This is a genomic window from Nonomuraea sp. NPDC052129 (genome assembly GCF_040680095.1).
Lineage (GTDB): Bacteria > Actinomycetota > Actinomycetes > Streptosporangiales > Streptosporangiaceae > Nonomuraea.
This window is the reverse complement of record NZ_JBFAVX010000002.1, coordinates 483,567-503,263: the sequence shown is the minus strand read 5'-3', so window position 1 is coordinate 503,263 and position 19,697 is coordinate 483,567. Positions and strand designations below refer to the sequence as shown.

12 protein-coding genes are annotated in these 19,697 nt (G+C 72.1%); 2 read left to right on the top strand and 10 right to left on the bottom strand.

Annotation, left to right across the window (positions count from 1 at the left end):
- Positions 1-4: 4 nt before the first annotated feature.
- Genes AB0L53_RS07015 through AB0L53_RS06975 form a run of 9 tightly spaced genes read right to left on the bottom strand, consistent with a single transcriptional unit; the run spans position 5 to position 10,679 of the window.
- The gene (locus AB0L53_RS07015; RefSeq protein WP_363991514.1) at positions 5-853 is read right to left on the bottom strand and encodes an SDR family NAD(P)-dependent oxidoreductase; all 849 of its coding nucleotides are present in this window, start codon (positions 851-853) and stop codon (positions 5-7) included.
- The gene (locus AB0L53_RS07010) at positions 850-2,103 is read right to left on the bottom strand and encodes an MFS transporter (protein WP_363991511.1); all 1,254 of its coding nucleotides are present in this window, start codon (positions 2,101-2,103) and stop codon (positions 850-852) included. Before AB0L53_RS07010 ends, AB0L53_RS07015 begins: the two co-directional genes overlap by 4 nt.
- Positions 2,100-3,329, bottom strand: coding sequence for an AMP-binding protein (locus tag AB0L53_RS07005; protein ID WP_363991508.1), 1,230 nt, complete (start codon positions 3,327-3,329; stop codon positions 2,100-2,102). Before AB0L53_RS07005 ends, AB0L53_RS07010 begins: the two co-directional genes overlap by 4 nt.
- Positions 3,326-4,318, bottom strand: a complete 993-nt coding sequence (locus AB0L53_RS07000; RefSeq protein WP_363991505.1) for a hypothetical protein — start codon at positions 4,316-4,318, stop codon at positions 3,326-3,328. Before AB0L53_RS07000 ends, AB0L53_RS07005 begins: the two co-directional genes overlap by 4 nt.
- Entirely contained in the window at positions 4,315-5,685 is a 1,371-nt protein-coding gene (locus AB0L53_RS06995; RefSeq protein ID WP_363991503.1) for a lysine 2,3-aminomutase, read from the bottom strand. The genes AB0L53_RS07000 and AB0L53_RS06995 overlap by 4 nt, the downstream gene beginning before the upstream one ends.
- Entirely contained in the window at positions 5,682-7,382 is a 1,701-nt protein-coding gene (locus AB0L53_RS06990) for a class I adenylate-forming enzyme family protein (RefSeq protein WP_363991500.1), read from the bottom strand. Before AB0L53_RS06990 ends, AB0L53_RS06995 begins: the two co-directional genes overlap by 4 nt.
- Entirely contained in the window at positions 7,375-8,715 is a 1,341-nt protein-coding gene (locus tag AB0L53_RS06985; RefSeq protein WP_363991497.1) for an FAD-dependent oxidoreductase, read from the bottom strand. Before AB0L53_RS06985 ends, AB0L53_RS06990 begins: the two co-directional genes overlap by 8 nt.
- Positions 8,712-8,948 (bottom strand): phosphopantetheine-binding protein, encoded by a 237-nt coding sequence (locus AB0L53_RS06980; protein ID WP_358544329.1) that lies wholly within the window; start codon positions 8,946-8,948, stop codon positions 8,712-8,714. The genes AB0L53_RS06985 and AB0L53_RS06980 overlap by 4 nt, the downstream gene beginning before the upstream one ends.
- Positions 8,949-8,960: 12 nt before the next feature.
- Positions 8,961-10,679: an amino acid adenylation domain-containing protein gene (locus tag AB0L53_RS06975; protein WP_363991494.1), complete on the bottom strand. Its 1,719-nt coding sequence runs from the start codon at positions 10,677-10,679 to the stop codon at positions 8,961-8,963.
- 204 nt (positions 10,680-10,883) lie between these two features.
- Here AB0L53_RS06975 and AB0L53_RS06970 point away from each other — a divergent pair, with 204 nt between their 5' ends.
- On the top strand, positions 10,884-12,836 hold the full coding sequence (locus AB0L53_RS06970; protein WP_363991492.1) for a BTAD domain-containing putative transcriptional regulator: 1,953 nt from the start codon (positions 10,884-10,886) through the stop codon (positions 12,834-12,836).
- Here the strand turns inward: AB0L53_RS06970 and AB0L53_RS06965 are convergent.
- Positions 12,809-16,594, bottom strand: a complete 3,786-nt coding sequence (locus AB0L53_RS06965; protein WP_363991489.1) for a S8 family serine peptidase — start codon at positions 16,592-16,594, stop codon at positions 12,809-12,811. The two genes, AB0L53_RS06970 and AB0L53_RS06965, sit on opposite strands and share 28 nt — an antisense overlap.
- A 169-nt stretch (positions 16,595-16,763) precedes the next feature.
- Between AB0L53_RS06965 and AB0L53_RS06960 the strand changes: the two genes are divergently transcribed.
- Positions 16,764-19,670: an AAA family ATPase gene (locus AB0L53_RS06960; protein ID WP_363991486.1), complete on the top strand. Its 2,907-nt coding sequence runs from the start codon at positions 16,764-16,766 to the stop codon at positions 19,668-19,670.
- Positions 19,671-19,697 lie beyond the last annotated feature (27 nt).

Below are 19,697 nucleotides of genomic sequence, written 5' to 3'. Positions count from 1 at the left end.
CCCTTCATACTGGGGCCCCGATCCACGTCCTGGCCTGCGCCTGGACGGCCGACCCGTCCGGATCGGCGAGCTTGCGCGCCAGGTACGCGGCCACCCACTCGCTGGTGGGGACCCGGAACGGCGGCTCGTCCTCGCTCAGCGCGCGCACCACCACCTCGGCCACCTCCCACTTGGACTGGCCGCCTCCCTCCCAGCCCGCGCCGCGCACCCAGTCGAGGTAGCCGTCGAACGTCCGCGCGTACGGCCCGGAGGCCGCCCGGATGGTCCCCCGGTTGATGTCCGGAAAAATCCCGAACTCGGTGTCTGGTACGAAGCCGGGCACGACCACGCTGACCCGCACCCCGTGCGCCGCCGCCACCGGAGCCAGGCTCTCCATGAACCCTTCGACGGCGCACTTCGCCGCCGCGTACGCCTCGTTGAACGGCTGGCCGACGACGCCGTGCACGCTGCCGATCGTCAGCAGGCGGCCACGGGCGGCGCGCAGCAGCGGCATCGCGACCCGGCTCACGGCGATGACGCCGAAGAAGTTCACCTCCAGGTTGGCCCGCAGCGCCTTCATGGTGGACATCTCCATCGTCGGGTCGAAGTTGGAGACGCCGGCGTTGTTGACCACCGCGTCCAGCCTCCCGTACTCCTCCCGCACGCCCTGGAGGCACGAGTCGATGGACGCGGCGTCGGTGACGTCCAGGCGGCGGATGTCCAGGGTGACCCCGGCCTGGTCGGCCACCTCGCGCAGCGCGCCGTCCTTGCCCGGGTCGCGCATCGTCGCCACCACGGTGAACCCGGCCCTGGCGGCGGTGATCGCGGTGGCCAGGCCGATGCCGGAGGACGTACCGGTGATCAGCACGGTCATGCCGGGCTCTCCTCAAGGTTCTTGGCGCGGTTCATCAGCGGCTGGATCCCCACCGCGGGCAGGAAGGAGAACGCGGCCAGCAGCGTGCCGGCGACCATGACCACCTTGGCCGCGTCGAGCACGCCCAGGCTGCCGGTCAGCAGCGTGACCGCCGTGCCGCCGACGAGCGCGGCCAGCGGGATCACTCCCCAGGTCACGGTGCGGAAGGCCGCGTGCATCACGCCCTGGTTCTCGGCCGTCATCCGCGACTGGCGGATCGGGGCGCTGCAGACGTTGATGCACGACATGAAGAAGCCGTAGCAGCCGAATGTCACGCCGATCACGGCCGCGGCGGGCAGCGCGGGCGCGGCGAGGATGCCCAGGCCGACCAGGCAGTGCAGCAGCAGTCCCCAGGCCATGGTCCGGCCGAGGCCCAGCCGGTCGCTGATCTTGGGCGCGACGAGCGCGCCGATCACCGCGCCGCCCGCTCCGGCCGACATCGCCGCCCCGAACACACCCACCGAGATGCCCAGGCCCTGGTAGGCCAGCACCGGCAGGACCGTGACGAAGATCGGGCCGCCCGAGTTCAGGGTGACGGCCGCCACGACCACCCGGCGCAGCACCGGATCGGCCCAGTTCAGCCGGAACCCCAGCACCAGCCGCGACCACACGGAACCCTGCTGGACCGCCTTGACCCCCCAGGGCCGCATGGCGCGGAAGCACGCCGCCGAGACCAGATAGCTGGCCGCGTCGACGAGCAGCGCCGCCACCCCGAGCACGTGGTACAGGCCCGCGGCGATCGACGGCCCGGCCACCTCGGACACCGTGCTGCTGCCCTCAAGGCGCGAGTACGCCCGTACCAGCTTGTCCTCCGGCACCGTGGTGGGCACGGCGACGAGGTAGCCGACGTTGAAGAAGATCGTCGCGCCGCTGATCAGCGCCACGCAGACGAACAGCAACGGCGTCGACAGCACGCCGAACCAGTAGGCCACGGGGATCGCCGTCACCGCCACCAGCCGTACGACGTCGCACATCAGCATGGTCAGGCGCTTGTCCCACCGGTCGACCAGCACCCCGGCGACCGGGCCCAGCACGGGGATGCCGAGGTACTGGGCCATGGCCACGACGCCCACCTCGAACGCGGAGGCGTGCAGCACGAAGATCATCAGGGTCGGGACCACGAACACCGTGACGCGGTCGCCGACGAGGCTCACCGTCTGACCGCCCCAGTACAGGTTGAACTGCCTGCCCAGGGACTCCGGTAACCTCACGGCTCCTCCCGTACGACGAAGCCGGCCGTCTTGCCGGTGCGCTCGTTGCTGATCAGCGCGTCGACGGCCGTGACCCGGAAGGCGTGCGGGTCGTGCTGGAAGGCCGTGCTGATCGTGAACGTCGCGGACATGAGCTCCGCGCGCAGCCGTTCGGGCAGGTCCGGCGGCGCGTCCGCGTCGGTCAGCAGCAGCACGTCCACCGTGGACACCCGGCCCCGCTGCTCGGTGATGAGGATCTGCGCCCGGGAGACGCCCGGCTCGCGCTCCGCCTGGGCGACGATGTCGTCCACGTGCAGCCCCAGCCCGCGTACCTGCACCACCGAGTCGCGGCGGCCCAGCACCCGCAGCGCCCTGCCTTCCCGGCCGCATTCGCAGGTGACGAAGCGGCCGGCGTCGCCGGTGCGGTAACGCAGCACCGGGTTGAGCATGTCCGGGTCGAGCGTGGTGAAGTCCAGCAGCTCGTCGGCGTCGGTGTGCACGAGCTGGGCGGGCAGCGGGTGGAAGACGTCGGCCGGGCACCGCGGAGTGTTGGTGCCGATCACCCAGGTCTCCGTGCTGCCGAACATGCCCCAGCGGCGCGCGTCCGGCGCCACCACGGCCATGTCCTCGTCGAGCTGGGGGTGCCACGCCTCCCCGAGCCAGAGCACCTTGCGCAGCGCGGGCAGGCGCACGCCGGTGGCCCGCGCGTGCGCGAACCACAGCCACAGCACGCTGGGGGTGCCGCCGAACGCGGTCACGCCCTGGGCGGCGAAGAACGACAGCCAGTCGCCGTACTCCTCCTTCGTCACCGAGCCCAGCGCGATGACCCGGCAGCCGGACAGGTCGGCGAAGGCCCCGGCCAGGAAGTGGGCGCCCCACATGCGGCCGGCGCCCCAGCCGTTGACGAAGACGTCGTCCGGATCCAGCGGCCGCCACTGCTCGTACACGCCGGCCATGTAGAACCCGGTGGGGGCGTAGCCGACCTTGGGCGCGCCGGTGCTGCCGCCGCTCTGGAACAGCCAGGTGGCGCCCCGCTCGGCCTTGGGCGCCAGGTGCGCCAGCGCCACGTTCAGGTCGTCCTTCACCAGCGGGGGAAGCGCGGCGACGTCCTCCAGCGTGAGCAGCTTGTCGCAGCCGGCGTAGCGCGGCGCGAGCGCGGGCACGGTCTTGAGCCGCTCCAGGGCTCGTCGCGGGACGCGCAGATGGGGCTCGGCCGCCTCGGGCGACAGTGAGAACGATTCGGTCATTTCTTCACCTGACTTTCGGTCAGCCAGCGGGTGTGGGCGTCGCGGTAGGCCGTCCAGCGGGCCCGGGTGACCTCGCGCTGGAGCGTGCGGTGCGGGTCGCCGTAGTCCGGGGCGATCACACCGTCGGGTTCGAGCTCGGAGAACCAGTACCGCTCGCCGTCGTACAGGAAGTCGACGCAGAAGAAGGGGATGGGCAGTTTCTCGTAGAAGTACGCCGTCGCCTCGGCCAGCTCGGGCGGGACCGGCGGGAACTCCATCGCGCCGCCCCGGCTGGCGTTGGCGACCGGGGAGCCGGGCTCGGGGATCCGCTTCATCACGGCGTACGGCTCGCCGTCGACGACGTAGACCCGGTAGTCGACCGTGCCGTCGCCCAGGTAGGGCTGGATCACGAGCGTGGTGTCGCCGCCCTGCGCGAGGCTGGCCAGGCCGCGGATCTCCTCGGCGTCGCGGGCCAGGTTCACCCCGCCGCCGCCGCACCAGCCGGACGGCTTGACGATGGCCGGGTAGGTCAGGTTCGCCAGCGCCACCTCGTACAGGTGCTTGCTGGTGTCCCGGCCGGTTCCGATGCGGAGGGTGGGTACGGGCGGGATGGGCGAATCGTGCAGGTAGAGGACCGTGGCCAGCTTGTCGTTGGCGATGGGCGACAGGCTCGGCGGGAACGACAGGTAGAAGCCGGCCTGTTCCAGCACGGCGTACAGCGCGTACTGGTTGAAGACGTCCATGGACTGGTAGGGCAGCGAGTACAACGCGGTGATGAAGAGCGTGTCCTCCGGGGTGACGAGTTCGTCCTCCACGTAGACGCGCGGTTTACCGGTCTCCAGGCCGTCGACCGTCACCGCGTCCGGGGAATGCCGGCACCAGCTCAGGCCGAGCTCGGCGGCCACGTCGGCGTAAAGGTCCCAGAAGAAGGGGTGCCACATCGCGGTGCCCCGGGTGGACTCGCGGTCGGGAAAGATCCAGCACATGCGGCGCAGCGTGCTCGGGGTCATGGTCGTCCCTCTCCGTCGGCCCACCAGCGGCGGCCCGGCTCGGGCAAGGTATCGATCGGGTCGTAGAAGGGGAACAGGCGGTCCTCGACCGGCTGGAGCCCGATTCCGTGGTTCTGGCTCCAGTACGAGATGCCGCGTTCCCGGTCGTACTCCACCACCTGGTGCACCCAGCGCTTGCCGACGTAGGGCACGTCGCACACGAGCCGCGGCGTCGCGTAGCCGGGGAGGTAGCCCATGATGGCTTCCTGCAGCCGCTGGGCCTGGTGGACCGGGATCCGCCAGTGTTCGGCGTTGGGGATCAGGTCGCAGAGGTAGAAGTAGTAGGGCAGGATTCCGGCCTCGCCCTGGAGCGCGAAACACAGGTCCAGCAGGTCGCCCGGGGTCGTGTTCACGCCCCGCAGGAGCACGCCCTGGTTGCGCACGTCCCGTACGCCCGCCTCGAACATGGCCCGGGCCGCCTCGGCGACCAGCGGTGTCACCGATCGCGCGTGGTTGGCGTGGGTGTGAATGGCCAGGTTCACGCCGCGGGCGCGGGCGATGGCGGCCACCCGGCCCATCCCCTCGACCACGCGGGGCTGGAGCCAGTGCTGGGGCAGGCCGATCAGCGCCTTGCTGGCCAGGCGGACGTCCCGGACGGACTCCAGTTCGAGCAGCCGCAGCAGGAACGCCTCCAGCCGCGGCCACGGCAGGTTGGCCACATCGCCGCCGGAGACCACAACGTCGCGCACGCCGGGCGTGCGCTTGAGGTAGTCCAGCATCAACTCCTGCCGGTCCACGGGCTTGAGCGCGAGCCGGGCCTTGACGACCTGCGGCGTCGAGGTGCCGACCAGATCCATCCGGGTGCAGTGCCCGCAGTACTGCGGGCAGGTGGACAGCAGCTCGGCCAGCACCTTCGTCGGGTAGCGGTGGGTCAGCCCCTCCACCACCCACATCTCGGCCTCGTGCAGCGAGTCGCGGCGGGCGCGCGGATGGCTGGGCCAGACCGGATGCCGGTCGGAGCGGACCGGCAGCAGGTAGCGGCGGACCGGATCCGCCAGGAAGGCCCGGGTGAACGCGGCCGGATCGCTCACGGGCTCCGGCGCCATCACATTGAGCAACTGCGGCGTGATCAGCATGGACATGGTCGCGAACCGGGCCACGTCGGCCGCCAGATCGGCGTAGAAGGACCCCTGGAGCAGGTCGCCCACCACCGCGCGCAACTGACCGGCGTTCTTCACGCAGTGGGCGCGCTGCCACTGGGCATCGCGCCACTGCGCGTCGGTGACGCCGCGCCAGCCCGGCAGCCGTCGCCAGTCCGGCTCGACGAGCGGACGGCGCACATAGGTGTACGGGCCGCGGGCGGCGTCGGCGTTCATCTGATGGCTCATCCGGTGAACAGCACCGCGTGGCGGGTACGGAGCTCGCGCTTGAGCACCTTGCCCGTGGGGCCGAGCGGGTAGTCCTCGTCGGTCCGCGCGATGATCACGGTGGCGAGCGTGGCCAGACCGGCGTCGGCGAGGGCCTTGTTCGCCTTGTCCATGACCTCGTCGGCGGTGGCGTCGGCGGCTCCGGCCTGCAGCCGCACCACGGCGATCGGGCGCTGCCCCTCCCCCGCCTTGCCGGGCACGCCGACGACCGAGCAGTCCTGGACGAGGTCGGCGCAGTCGGCGATGAGGATCTCCTCGATGGGCAGGCTGTAGACCGGCCCCGTCGCGGTGTCGATGACATCCACGGTGCGGTCGAGGTGGTAGAAGTTGCCCTCGCTGTCCCGGCGCGCCACGTCCCCGGTCAGCCAGTAGCCGTTGAGCTCGAAGCTGCTGGTCAGCCGCGGGTCGTTCCAGTAGCCCGGCGTACGTGAAGGGGTGATCACGGCCAGCAGGCCGACGGTGCCGTCGGGCACCTCCTCGCCGTTCTCGTCCAGCACCGCGGCCTTGATCACCGCGTCCTGCGCCTTGCCCACGCACCGGTCGTCGCGGGGAGTCTCCGGCGCGGTCACCTGGCCGAAGAGCGCCATCCCCATCTCCGAGGAGCCGAGCCCGTCGACGAACTGGGAGCCGGGCAGCGGCTCGCCGGCGTCGCCCTGCGGAAGCAGCCACGACTTGATCAGGCCGGCGGGCCGCTCACCGAGCTCGACCAGCCGCCTGATGTGCCCGTAGTGGGCGCTGTCTCCGGTGTTGAACCAGGAGTGGACCTTCGCCGCTCCCTTGACCGGGAGTTCGCCGGTGGCCAGCTCCACGAACGTCCGGGGGAAGGAGGCCACCATGGTCGGCTGGAACGCCTCCATCACCGGCTCCACGGCCGTGCGCCGCCAGTCCGCCATGACCACGGTCGGCAGGCCGAGCAGCACCGCCGTGAGGAAGTAGCTGAGCCCGCCGGCGTGGGTGTGCGGCATGAGCGACATCAGCTTGTCGTACGGCTCGGCGGGGAAGCGCAGCATCCGCGGCTGCTTGCCGTCCCAGAAGCTGCGATGCCCGAGCGTCGTCGACTTCGGCGTGCCGGTGGTGCCGGAGGAGTGGATCAACGCCACGATGTCGTCGGGAGCGTGCTGGTAGGGGTACTCCTCCGGTAAGCGACCGGAGTCGGCGTCGTAGGCCCGCACCTCGGCGGCCAGGGCGATGAACCTGGGCCTGGTCTGCGGGGCGTTGCGGTAGGCCATTTGCAGCCTGGTCGTGTCGTCGGCGACGATGCCGACGACGCCCACGTGGTCGAGGTAGCGGACCATGACGTCGGCCCGCATCGCGTCGTTGATCATCGTCGGGATGGCGCCGAGCGCCGTGAGCGCCAGGAAGTGGAGCAGCGGTTCGAGCCCTTCGGCCACCACGATGCCCACCGGCTCGCCGGGCTGTACGCCGTTGGCCCGGTACCACTTGGCGTACCGGTCGCGCAGCGCCGCGAGGTCGACCAGGCTGTGGCCGCGCAGCACGACCCCGCCACGGTGGTCGTTGTGGTGGCTGTAGACGAACGGCACCGCCCGGTTCGGGTTGGCCGCCAGGGCGTGGTCGAGGAAGTTGCCCGCGCCCAGGCCGGGCTCGGTCATGAATCCCTGCCGGACGGCCAGGGGGGCGATGGACGTGCTGTCAGTCATGGATGTCCCTCCATCGGTACGTCGCGCTTATCTCCGCGGCCACCCGGTGCCCCGATCGGATGGCGCCTTCCATCAGTCCGAAGAACTCCGTGCTCGTCTCGGTGCCGGCCCAGTGCACCCGCCGGTGGGGGGCCGTCAGCCGCGGGCCGAGCCGCGGCCAGTCGCCCGGCCCGAACAGCGCCGCGTAACAGCCCCGGCTGTAGCGCTCGTGGACCCAGTCGGTGACGTGGCAGCCGATCGGCTCAGGCAGCCCGGGGAACAGCCGCGCGGCCTGGGCGACCGCCTGCTCGCGCTGCTCGGCGGCGGGCAGCGCGGCGTACCTGTACGCCTCCCTGCCGGTCACGAACCCGGTCAGCACGCCCACCCCGCCGTCGGCGGGCGAGTCGTCCACAGTGGACAGCAAGGGGCCGCGCGCGTTGACCGACCAGCCGGACAGCCCCTGCTCCCGCCAGGCCGGCGTCGGGTACACCAGGTGGACCTTCACCGCGCAGCCGGGCGCCGTACGCTCGCCGGAGCGGGTCGCGGGCAGCCCTGGCCGGTGGTCGATCGCGTCGGCGAGCGTCGGCGGCACCGCGACGACCACGGCCTGGGCCCGCACCGATCCGGTCGCGGCGACGACGGTCACGCCGTCGTCGTCCTGATGGATCGCGCGCACCGGCTCACCGAGCCGCACCCGGTCGCCCAGTCCGGCGGCCAGCCGCCGGCACACCTGGTGCGCGCCGCCGTCGATCCGGTCCTCCTGCGCGCCGCCCGCGAAGGCGTTCAGGTAGCGGATCCCGCCGCCCGAGCGCAGGTAGAAGGCCATGTGCAGGACGGACACGTCCGCCGGGTCGGCGGCCATCATCTCGCCGAGGAACAGCGGGAAGAACAGGCGCGCGTCCGGATGACGCAGGTGCTCGCGCGCCCACTCGGCCGCGGTCAGCGCGTCCAGCCGGGTGGCGCCCGCCGACAGCCAGGGGGCGTCCGCGCGCACCCCGCGGTCCAGCTCGTCCAGCGCGTCGAACAGCTCGCCGAGCGCGACCGCCGACAGCGGCGGGAACCGGCCGGCCCGGGTCTGCCCCTCGCCGCCGAGCGCGAACCGGCTCGCGCCGGTCATGGTGGTCGGGGTGGTCTTCAGGTCCAGCTCGGCCAGCAGGGCGATCAGGGCGGTGTGCCGGTCTCCCAGGTACGCCGCGCCCGCGTCCACCCAGACGCCCGGGGCGACCTCGATGCCGTGCGTGCGGCCGCCGACCCGCTCGCGTGCCTCGAGGACGGTGACCTCGACGCCGCCTGCCGCGAGGTCGGTGGCGGCGGTGAGCCCGGCCAGGCCGGCTCCCACGACGACGACGCTCATGCCGGGCTCGCGCTCTGCTCGGCGCTCGCGATCTTCTTGGCCAGGGCACTCGGAGTCGACGCGTCGAGGAAGTCGTCGAAATCCAGTTCAACGCCGCTGGTACGGGCGATCGCGCTCAGTACACGGGTGGCGAGCAGCGAATCCCCGCCCATGACGAAAAAGTCTGAGTCCGCGCTGACTTCCGGGTTCTCCAGGACACGCTGAAATACCGCCGAGACGGCGTTGACATTCACGGAATGGTCTCCTCAAACGGTGGCGGACGCGTATCGCCGATGCGAAGCGGCCCGGTCGACTTTTCCGCTCGCCGTGTAGACGAGTTCGGGGACGACGGTGATCCGGCTGGGCACGAGATGACAGGGGACGCGGTCGCGCAGGTAGTCCCGGACATCGGCGGCCAGCGTCGTGTCGTCGTCGGCGGGTGGGCCGGGGACGATGGTCGTGTCGTCATCGGTGGATGGGCCGGGGACGATGGTCGTGTCGTCATCGGCGGGTCGGCCGGGGACGATGTAGGCCGCGAGCGTCGTGTGGTCGGCGACGGTGACGCCCGCCACCGCCACGGCACTCACCCGCGGATGCCCGGAGATCTGCGCCTCGACCTCGCCCGGATCGACCCGGATGCCGCGGATCTTGAGCTCGTGGTCGAGCCGGCCTTCGTGCGTGAGCGTGCCGTCGGCGGCCAGGCCGACCCGGTCGCCGGTACGGAAGTACCGCTCGGAGCCGAGCTTCACGAACCGCTCCGCCGTCGCCTCCGGCAGGCCCCGGTAGCCCAGCGCCAGTGACGGGCCGCCGACCAGCAGTTCGCCGTCCTCGCTGACGTGCTGCCCGACGTGCGGGAGGGGCCGCCCGATCGGCACCCGCCGCCCCGCTCCCCCGGCTGGCGGTCCGGTCGGCACCCGCTCCCCTGCGCTCCCGGCGGCCAGTTCGGTCGGCACCCGCTCCCCCGCTCCCCCTGCGGCCAGCGGGCCGTGCAGGTCTATGGCGTGGGTGATGAGCGTCGTCTCCGTACACCCGTAGGTGTTGACCAGGCGGATCCCGTCGGTGTCGAGCGCGCGCCAGTCGGCCAGCCGCGCCGCGCCCACGGCCTCCCCGCCGATGACGACCAGCCGGACGCAGGCGGGCAGCGTGACCCCCTCGTCCGCCAGGTGGCGCACCAGCTCGTGCCAGAACGCCGACGGGAGGTCCAGCACGGTGATCCGCTCGGCGGCGATCATGCGCAGCATGCGGTGGAACGATCCCGAGTGGGCGTGGTCGTGGAAGACCAGTGTCGCGCCCGTGGTGAGGGTGGGCAGGATCTCCTCGAAGCAGGTGTCCCAGTTCAGGGAGGCGAACTGCAGGACGCGGTCTTCGGGGGTGAGGCCGAACAGCTCCCGCAGCGCGCCGGTCACGACGGCGATGGCCCGCCTCGGGGTCACGACGGGCTTGGGCGCGCCGGTGGATCCGGACGTGAACAGGATGTAGGCCGGATCGTCCCCGGCGACGACGATTTCCGTCTCCGGGGTACGGGCAGCCTGGCCTGCTTCGGCGTGGGAGGGGAGATCGGGAAGATCCACCAGGCGCACGCCGGGCTCGCGGGGGTCGGCGGGGTCACTGGGGTCGCCGGGCTCGTTGGGGTTACTGGGATTACTGGTGGGCTTGGTGGACATGGTGGTAGTGGGGATCAGCGTCGTGCAGCCACTCGCCGACATCAGCGCCCGCCGCCTCGGCGACGGGAACCCCGGATCGATCGGTACGTACGTTCCGCCCGCCGCCAGGATGCCGAGCAGGGCGGCCACCGTCGCCGACGACCGGGACGCCAGCACCCCGACCACTCCGGGACGCGGGCCCAGCCGCCGGCCGGTCGCGTGCGTCCACGCGTGGAGTTGGGCGTAGGTAAGGGTCCGGCCGTTGTACGCGATCGCCGGGCGGTCGGGATGGCGGCCGGCCGCGCCGGCGAAGTCCTTGATCAGGTCGTGCGGATAAAACAAGGTTGCCTCTTTCCGAGCTGACCCCGGGGAGCACCGCGTATTTTCATCCCACGGTCATTCGACTTCGAATGCACCCCGGAGAACGCGTTCAGAGTGCCGCACGGCGCTGCAGGGGGGCTTGATTCCGGAAGGATTTCTACTGGACTGCGTCTCGTGTCTTTCGTATGGCGGCCTGTAACCACGACGTGCCAGACGGGGAGCGATATGCCAGACGGATTAGAACTGCAGGGCCTCGGCCAAGCGCTGAAGATCGGACTGTTGGGAGCGGTGCGAGCGTGGCACGGCCATCAGGAGGTCTTGCTCGGACCACCCCGGCAGCGGGCGGTGCTGGCCTTGCTGGCGCTGGAGGCGGGCCGGACCGTGTCGGTCGAACGATTAATCGAAGGGCTGTGGGGAGAGCGGGCCCCCACAGGCGCCCGGGGCATGGTGCAGGGGTACGTCTCGCGGCTGCGGCCCGCCCTGGCCAGAGCCAACGTCACGATCACGTACTACTCGCAGGGTTACCTGCTCAGGCTCGCCGCTGAGCAGGTGGACGTACACGAGTTCAGGAACGCCGTCGCCCGCGCGCGGACGATGGAGTCCGCCGAGGCACGGGCCACCGGGCTGAGACGCGCGCTGGCGCTGTGGCGGGGCGAGCCCCTGAGCGGCGTCTCCGGCGGAGGGCTGCTGGACCTGCTGCGCGACGCCCTCGTCGAGGAACGGCTCGCGGTCACCGAGGAATGCCTGAACGCCGAGACGCGGGCGGGCCGGCACGCCGGGCTGGTCCCCGAGCTGATCGCGCTCGTCGCGGAGAACCCCTTCCGGGAGGGGCTGGTCGGACTGCTCATGCTGGCGCTGTACCGGGCGGGCCGGCGGGTGGACGCGCTGGAGCGCTACGAACGCACCCGCCGCCGCCTCATCGAGGAGCTGGGCCTGGACCCCAGTCCCGAGCTGCGGCAGCTTCGCCAGCGGATCCTCCGGGGGAAGGTCTCCACCATCAGGTCGCCCGACCTTTCCGCTCTCAACGGGGTCGCTCTCAACGAGGTCGAGGCGTGGGAGGCGTCGGCGATGCCGGCGCAACTGCCGCCGGAGCCAGGGCAGTTCACCGGGCGGGCGGCCGAACTCCGCCTCCTGGACTCGGCCGCGACCGGCGGCGACACGGCGGCGATCTCCATGGTCACCGGCACCGGCGGGGTCGGGAAGACGGCGCTGGCCGTCCACTGGGGGCACCGGATGCGCTCGCTTTTCCCGGACGGCCAGCTCTACGTCAACCTGCGCGGCCACTCGCCGGAGCGTCCGCTGCGCCCGATCGAGGCGCTCGGGCAGTTCCTGCGCGGGCTCGGCGTGCCCGCCGAACGGGTGCCGCACGCGGAGGAGGAGGCCAGCGCCGCCTACCGCAGCCTGCTCGCCGACAGGAGGGTCCTGGTGATCCTGGACGACGCCGGCAGCGAGGAGCAGGTCCGTCCGCTCCTGCCCGGCGGCCGGCGCTGCGCCACCGTGATCACCAGCCGGGACCGGCTGACCGGCCTCGTCGCCCGGGACGGCGCGATCCCCGTTCCGCTCGGCATGCTGGCCCCGGACGAGGCGGGCACCCTGGTCGGCCGGCTCCTCGGCGACGAGCGCCTGGCGGCCGAGCGGGACGCCGCCCGTGAGCTGGCCAGGGCCTGCGGCTACCTGCCGCTGGCGCTGCGCGTCGCGGCGGCCGGCGTCCTCGGCCGGCCCGCCGGGGGCATCGCCGGCCAGGTACGCCGGCTCGCCGGGACCCGGCTGTCCTCGCTGACGGTCAACGGGGATCCGCACGCGGCGGTACGCGGGGCGTTCGACCTGTCATACCGCCGCCTGGACCCGCCGTCACGGCGGCTGTTCCGGCTGCTCGGCCTCGCACCCGGGCCGACGTTCACCACCGAGACCGCCGCCGCGCTCTCCGGTGCGCCCCTGGGCGAGACCGACCTCCTGTTGTGCCGGCTCGCCGCCGCGCACCTCATCGAGGAGGGTGAGCCGGGCCGCTACACCTTCCACGACCTGATGCGGGAGTACGCTCGCGAACGCGCCCGGGCCGAGGAGAGCGAGCTCGACCGTACCCGCGCCGAAGCCCTGACGCGCCTCGCGCGCCCCCGGCGGGAGCCGGAGGCGCGCGATTCACTCCAGGATCAGGGCTTCTTCCAGGGCTCGAAGTAGGCCACCGTCGCGAAGTCGATCTCCAGCGCGTCGGGCGGGTTCCCGCCTGTCGCGCTCGATCCGGTCACGAAGATCCGGACCCCGGCACCGTCGGCCGCGTCCACGGCGAGCGCGTGCGCGTTGTCCGAGGCGCCGGCCGCGCCGTCGTAGTGGCCCGTCCAGGTCTGCCCGCCGGTCGCGGCGTCGTAGGCGATCGTCACGTAGTCGCCGCCCCTGGCCTCGTCGTCCGTGCTCTGACCGGTGACGACGACCTTGCCGCCGTCCGGCGTCACGGCGACGTCCCAGGCGACGTCGTCGCCCTTCGCCTGACCGTCGTAGCGCTGAACCCAGGACCGCTTACCCGTGCCGGGGTCGTAGGCGATCGTGGTGTAGTCCGACCGCGTCCCCTCGCCCTCGGTGTTGCCGGTGACGTACAGCTTGCCGCCGCCGGGCGCCAGGATGATGTCGTGCGGGTTGTCGCTGCCATGCGCGGCGCCGTCGTAGCGGTCCGCCCAGATTTCCTTTCCTGAGGTGGTGTCGTAGGCGATCGTGGTCATGTCCGTCTGCGTGCCGGGGGCTTCGCTGGCTCCGGTGATGAAGACCGACTTACCGTCCTGGGCGACCGACATGCCGACGGGGATGTCGATGCTGTTCGACGGGCCGTTGTGCCGGGCCGTCCAGAGCTGCTCGCCGGTGCGGGCGTCGTAGGCGACCGTGCCCCAGTCGGACAGGCCGGTGCCGGGCTCGCCCTGGCTCTGGCCGGTGACGACGAGCTTGGACCCGTCCGGCGTCACCTTGATCGCCCTGGCGTCGTCGGTGGCCGCTCCCGGCCCGTCGTAGTACGCGAGCCACGTACGCTCGCCGCTGTCGGCGTTGTAGGCGACCGTGAAGAAGTCGTCCTTGCCGCCCTCGGCCAGCGTGGACATCCCGGTGACGTAGACGCTCTTCCCGTCGGGTCCGATCGTCAACGCGTTGGCGAAGTCCGACAGCCCCGCCGGACCGGTGTGCCGGGCGATCCAGCGCTCCTGGCCCGTGGCGGTGTCGTACGCGATCGTGACCGCGTCGTTGCCGGTCTCCTTCCCGGCGCTCGTGCCGGTGACGAAGAGCTTGCTCCCATCGGGGCTCACCTCGATCGCGTGCGGTTCGTCGTAGTTGCCCGCGGGGCCCGTGTAGCCCTTGCTCCACAGCTCGGCGCCGGTCGCCGCGTCGTAGGCGACGGTCTCGATCCGCGGGCTGAGCATGCCGGGCGAGGACCCGAAGCTCGCGCCGGTCACGTAGACCCGCTTGCCCTTGGGGTCCAGGGCGATGAACTCGGCGGAGTCCTGCCCGCCCGTGACTCCGTGGGTGGCCGCCCACGTCTCGGGCACCGGACGCAGGATGACGGGGACGCGTACGGTGTGGCGGCCGTCCTTCCAGATGAGCCGCCCGCCCTGGTAGCTGTTCATCGGGGCGGTAGTGCGGGTGAAGGAGACCGCGAACGACTTCGTCTGCCCCGCCCGCAGCGTGATCCGGCTCGGCGTGACCTTGGCCGTGATTCCGGTCAGCCCGGCGGTGGAGGCGGTGTACGTGGCGGTCGAGCGGCCGACGTTGGTGACCTTGCGGGTCACCGTTTGGGTGCCGGCCATCCGGCCGAGCGAGATCGAGGGCACGTTCAGCTCACGCGCCTGGAGCGAGTAGCCCTTCTTGGCCAGCGCGTCGCAGACCTGCTCCGAGACGCCCTTGGTCGTGGCGCACAGGAACGCGATCCAGTCCTTGATGCCGCTGTCGTAGACCAGGCCAGGGTCGGCGGCGCTGTTCGGGGTGACGTGGCCGGCGCCCTGGCTGAAGATCACCGACGGATCGGTGCCGGGCCCGTCGAGGATGTCGGAGCCGCTCGTCATCAGCGCCGACTTGATCGCCATCGGCGACCAGTCCGGGTGCAGGTCCTTCAGCAGCGCGGCGAGCCCGGCGACATGCGGGGCCGCCATGGAGGTGCCGCTGGAGATGTTGAACTCGGCCCCGTTGGCGCCCGGCGGCGCGAACGCCGCGAGGATGTCCTGCCCCGGAGCGATCACATCCGGCTTCAGCAGGTCGCCGCCCGCGGCGTACAGCGGACCGCGCGAGGAGAACTCCGCGACGTACGGAGCCGGCGTGTTGTTGTTGATCTTGGCCTGGTCGATCGTCGCCGTCGCGCCGTTGGCGGCGGCGTAGTCCTTGACGGCCTGCCTGTCCTTGACTGCGAGGTGCACCGTGGGCAGGGAGTGGAGGTCGGCGTTGAGCGAGTTCTCGTCGGTGTTGGTGAGGATCATGCCGACGCCGCCCGCCTCGGCGACGGCCACGCTCTTGTTGACGCGGGGTGTCTCGCCGCGGTCGCAGACGACGATCTTGCCTTTCACCTTGGCCGGGTCGAGCAGCGCCTTGCCGTCGTTGTCCCTGGCGGCGTAGCACTGCGCCAGCCGTGTCGGGTCGGCGCCGGGCAGCCCCGCCGCCGTGGCGTCGACGAGCGGCGCGGGCCCGACCTTGGTGGCGGCCAGCGAGGCGCCGCTGTAGGTGGTGCCGTTGCCGAGCGTCGCCGACCCCTGCGTGCCGCGGTTGTGCGTACCGGCCGCGACCGTGGTCACCCAGGGAGAGGGGTGCGCCACGGTGGCGGCGGCCGGGCCGCTGTTGCCGCCCGCGGCGGCGACGAAGACGCCCGCCTCCGCGGCGGACAGGAACGCCATCTCCGCCGGGTCGAGGAAGTCCGACTGCGTACCCGAGACCGAGTAGTTGATGACGTCGACGCCGTCCGCCACCGCCTGGTCGATGGCGGCGACCAGGTCGGAGTAGTAGCCGTTGGCCGTCGAGGCGTCCTGCGTCGACCAGAGCGCCTTGTACGCGGCGATCCGGGCCCGCGGCGCGATGCCGCTGATCTTGCCGAACGCCGCGGCCGCGCCGGTCGCCGACACGCCGTAGTTGCCGCCCGAGGTGGAGGAGGTGTGCGTGCCGTGCCCGTTGTAGTCACGCGGCGACAGGAACTCCCACGGGAGCTGCTCCTTGACTCCCGCGTCACCGCCCCACCCGGCGTCGAAGTGCTTGGCGGCGATCAGCTTCCCGTTGCACATCCCGCTGTTCCAGGAGTCGTCCGGGCTCCCGGTCGCGCACGTGCCGTGGAATCCGCGGACCGGGCCGTACGGCTTCCCGTCCGCGTCGCGGCCGTCGAAGCTCTTGCTGGCCGGCCAGATGCCGCTGTCGATCACGCCGATGACCAGGCCCTCGCCGGCGCCCTTGCCCCGGCGCTTCCCAGTGGGGCCGCCCAGCTGGTCCCAGAGCCCGCCGCGCGCGTCCAGCCCCAGGAAGGACGGCGTCGAGGACGTCTGCACCGACACCTTCTTGTCCTCGACCACGGTCACGACGTCGGACATCGCGCGTAGCTGGGACGCCTGGGACGCGGTCAGGCGGGCGGCGAAACCGCCGTAGGAGTAGGCGTACTCGTAGACCTTCTCGCCGCCGACCTTCTTGAGCGCGGCGTCGTGCCGGCCACGCAGGTGGTCGACGTACCTGGTCACCTCGGTGGAGCGGGGATCGATCTTCTCGCCCCGCTGCGGCTTGGTTTCGGACAGCCCGGCCACGTCGCCCTCGTACGTCACGACGGGGTCGGCGGCCATCTGCACGATGTAGGTCTTCTGCTGTTCCGGTTCGGCTTCCGCGGTCACCGGACCGGGCCAGGCCGCTCCGGTCAGCGTCAATCCGGCTAATGCCATGGCCGCCACCAGCCGGCGGCGCCTGCTGGTACTGCGTCCAGGAGATGTGGACAGATCCATCGTCGCCCCTCAGTGCATCGCCGCGGATCACGCGGACGATCGCCGAGGCTATTGAGAGCCGGCCGGATGGAGCATCCGTACCGTATACGGATTTTTGGCCGCCACTTACCGCGGGTTTAAGATCCGGTAGCCTGCTCATGCTGATACCTGCAGGTAGGGGGTTCACCACATGCCCTTGGGACCGGCCCGCATCGCCCCCTCGGGCTCCCTGTCCGACGTGCTCGTCGGCCGCCAGGCGGAGCTCGCGCTCCTGCGCACGGTCATCACCGCTCCGCCCTCCCTCGCCCTGATCGAAGGTGAGGCGGGCATCGGTAAGAGCCGGCTGGTGAGCGAGCTGCTGGCCACACCCGGCCTGGCCGGGACCCGCCGGCTCGTGGGCCAGTGCGAGCAGCTTCAGGAACCCCTTCCGCTGTCCCCCCTGCTCGACGCCTTCCGCCTGGCCGAGGCCGAGCTCGCCCGGTCCCGCCCGGTCAACCCCGTCACAGGGGCGCTCGCGCCGCTGCTCCCCGAGATCGCCGCACACCTGCCACCGCCCCTGCCGCCGCTGCCCGACCAGCGGGCGGAGCGGCACCGGGTGTTCCGGGCGGCCGTGGCCCTGCTCGACCATCTGAGCCCGCTGGTGCTGGTCCTGGAGGACGTGCACTGGGCCGACAGCGGCACCCACGACTTCCTCGCCTTCCTCGCCGCCCACCAGCCGAGGCACCTGTCGGTGATCCTCACGGTCCGAACGGAAGCAGGGCTGCTTCCGATCCGGGAGGCCTTCGCCCGCGCGCCGTCGGGGCCGGCGCGGTCGGTCAGCCTCACCCCGCTGAGCAGGCCCGAGGTGGCGGAGCTCGCGCGGAGCATCCTGAAGGCCGAGCTGCCCCCCGCCTTCGCCGCCCCTTTGTACGAGAAGACAGGCGGCATCCCGTTCGTGGTGGAGGAGGTGCTCCGTACGCTCCTGGAGCGCCTGCCCGCGAGCGAGATCCCCAGCCGGTCGGACGTCCTGGCCGAGCTCGCCGTTCCGACAGTGTTGCGCGACGTGGTGCTACGACGGCTGTCCTCGCTCGACGAGGCGGCGCAGGAGATCCTCGGCGCCGCCGCCGTCATCGGCATGACGCCCGATGACCGGGTACTCGCGGAGGTCACGGAGCGCGGCGCGGCGCAGATCGCCCGTGCCCTCGGTCAGGCGCAGGCGGTCGGACTCCTGCACGAGGAGGACGGCCGGTGCCGGTTCCGGCACGCCCTGGCACGGCAGATCGTGTACGAGTCCGTAGCGGTGTCCGGCCGGCGGTGGCTGCATCTCAGGACCGCGCGGGCCCTGGAGTCGGTGGCCGGTCCCCGACCGGTGGCCAGGCTCGCCCACCATTTCCGGCTCGCGGGCCGGACGACGGAGTTCGTCGGCAACGCCGAGGCCGCCGCTGACACCGCCCTGTCCCACGGCAACGACGCCACGGCGGCGCGGTTCCTGCTCCAGGCGCTGGAGATCGGCGAGCTTCCCCGTGAGCTACGCGTGCGGCTGGCCGTCAAGCTCGGCCGGGTGGCGGTCGACGGGCTGGCGCACGCCCAGGCCGTACCGATACTCGAACGCCTGCTGGCCACCGAGCCGCTCCCCGCTCCGCTACGTGGCGAGCTGCGCTTCGCCCTCGGCCGCCTGCTGCGTCAGCAGGGTGAGGCGCGGGCGGGCTACCTGCAGATCGAGGGCGCGATCGACGACCTCGCGGAGCGGCCCGCTCTCCTCGGCCGCGCGCTCGCCGTGCTCGCCGCGCCGGAGACCGTGGTGAACCGGCACGTCAGCGAGCACACCGCGCGCTGCGAGCAGGCCGAGGAGGCCTCGCGTCGCAGCGGCGACCGGGACGTCGACATCGCGGTACGCATCGCGCGGGCGTCGCTTCTTCTGGAACAGGGCGACCCGGGAAGCTGGCGGCTGATCGATGACCTGCTGCGCGACGACGGTCTGCGGTCGGCGCCCAAAGAGCACGCCCGCGCCTGCCTCAACTGGGCGCAGGGCGCCCTGCACATCGGCCGGCTCGAACGCGCGCAGGGCCTGTTGGCCGAGGGCCGTCAGGCCGCCGACCAGGCCGAATACCTCCGGGTGGCGGACGTCGTCGAGCTGGTGACGGCCGCCGTCGACCGGGCCGCCGGGCGGTGGGAAGGGCTGGAACACCGCCTGCGGCCGCTGGAGGGCGCGGCGGCCACGTTCGCCGCCGGGTCCCTGGACTCGCGGCTGATGCGGGGCGCGCTGCTCGCGGCGACAGGCCCAGCGGAGGAGGCCGTGGCGGGCCTGGGCGAGGTGATCGCGATCGCCGAGCGGGTCGGCGCCGTCTGGCCGCTCATCGCCGCCCGCATGACGCTGTCCCGGCTCCTGCTGACCCTCGACGACGCCGTGGGCGCCGTCGAGCAGGCCACCGCCGGGCTCGACCAGGTGCGGGCCAAGGGGAACTGGGTGTGGGGCGCCGAGACCGTACTGTGCCTCGTGGACGCCCTGGACACCCTCGGGAAGGCCGGCGAGGCCGCCGCGCTGGTCGACGAGCTGAGCGCGGCGATCGACGGCGCCGAAGCGCCGATCGCGCAGGCCGCCGCGCTGAGCGCCCGGGCCGTCATCGCCCGCTCCCGGGCGGATCAGCTGACGGCCGAGCGGCTGATCGACGCGGCGCGCACCACGCTGCGGGACGCCGGGCTCCGCTACGAGGAGGCCCTGGCCGGCGAGCGCCTGGGCAGGTGGCGCTGCGAACGGGGCGCGGCCAACGGTGGCGACCTGCTCGAAAGCGCGCTGCGACGGTACGCGGCGATGGGCGCGGACCGGGACATCGCCCGGATCTGCCGGATCATGCGGCAGAACGGGGTGCCCATCCCTTATCCGTGGCGCGGCGGGCGTCCCTCTCATGGGCAGACGCTGTCGTCACGGGAGCGGGAGGTGGCGCTGCTGGCGGCGGCGGGGAAGACCAACCAGGAGATCGCGACCGAGCTGTTCCTGTCCAGGCGGACCGTGGAGAGCCACGTCTCCAGCTCGCTGCGCAAGCTCGGCCTGCTGTCGCGCAAAGAGCTCCGAGGCCTCACGGCGTTCCCGGCCGACCCGTCGGACGCGCCTGTCTGAGCCGAGCCCGGCGGCTCTTCCAGGTCC

What these genes read in the sequence shown, in the direction of transcription:
- AB0L53_RS07000 (WP_363991505.1), bottom strand. Translation starts at nt 4,318, where the DNA reads ATGACCCCGAGCACGCTGCGCCGCATGTGCTGGATCTTTCCCGACCGC.
- AB0L53_RS06970 (WP_363991492.1), top strand. Translation starts at nt 10,884, where the DNA reads ATGCCAGACGGATTAGAACTGCAGGGCCTCGGCCAAGCGCTGAAGATC.
- AB0L53_RS06960 (WP_363991486.1), top strand. Translation starts at nt 16,764, where the DNA reads ATGCCCTTGGGACCGGCCCGCATCGCCCCCTCGGGCTCCCTGTCCGAC.
- AB0L53_RS06990 (WP_363991500.1), bottom strand. Translation starts at nt 7,382, where the DNA reads ATGACTGACAGCACGTCCATCGCCCCCCTGGCCGTCCGGCAGGGATTC.
- AB0L53_RS07015 (WP_363991514.1), bottom strand. Translation starts at nt 853, where the DNA reads ATGACCGTGCTGATCACCGGTACGTCCTCCGGCATCGGCCTGGCCACC.
- AB0L53_RS07005 (WP_363991508.1), bottom strand. Translation starts at nt 3,329, where the DNA reads ATGACCGAATCGTTCTCACTGTCGCCCGAGGCGGCCGAGCCCCATCTG.
- AB0L53_RS06995 (WP_363991503.1), bottom strand. Translation starts at nt 5,685, where the DNA reads ATGAGCCATCAGATGAACGCCGACGCCGCCCGCGGCCCGTACACCTAT.
- AB0L53_RS06965 (WP_363991489.1), bottom strand. Translation starts at nt 16,594, where the DNA reads ATGGATCTGTCCACATCTCCTGGACGCAGTACCAGCAGGCGCCGCCGG.
- AB0L53_RS06985 (WP_363991497.1), bottom strand. Translation starts at nt 8,715, where the DNA reads ATGAGCGTCGTCGTCGTGGGAGCCGGCCTGGCCGGGCTCACCGCCGCC.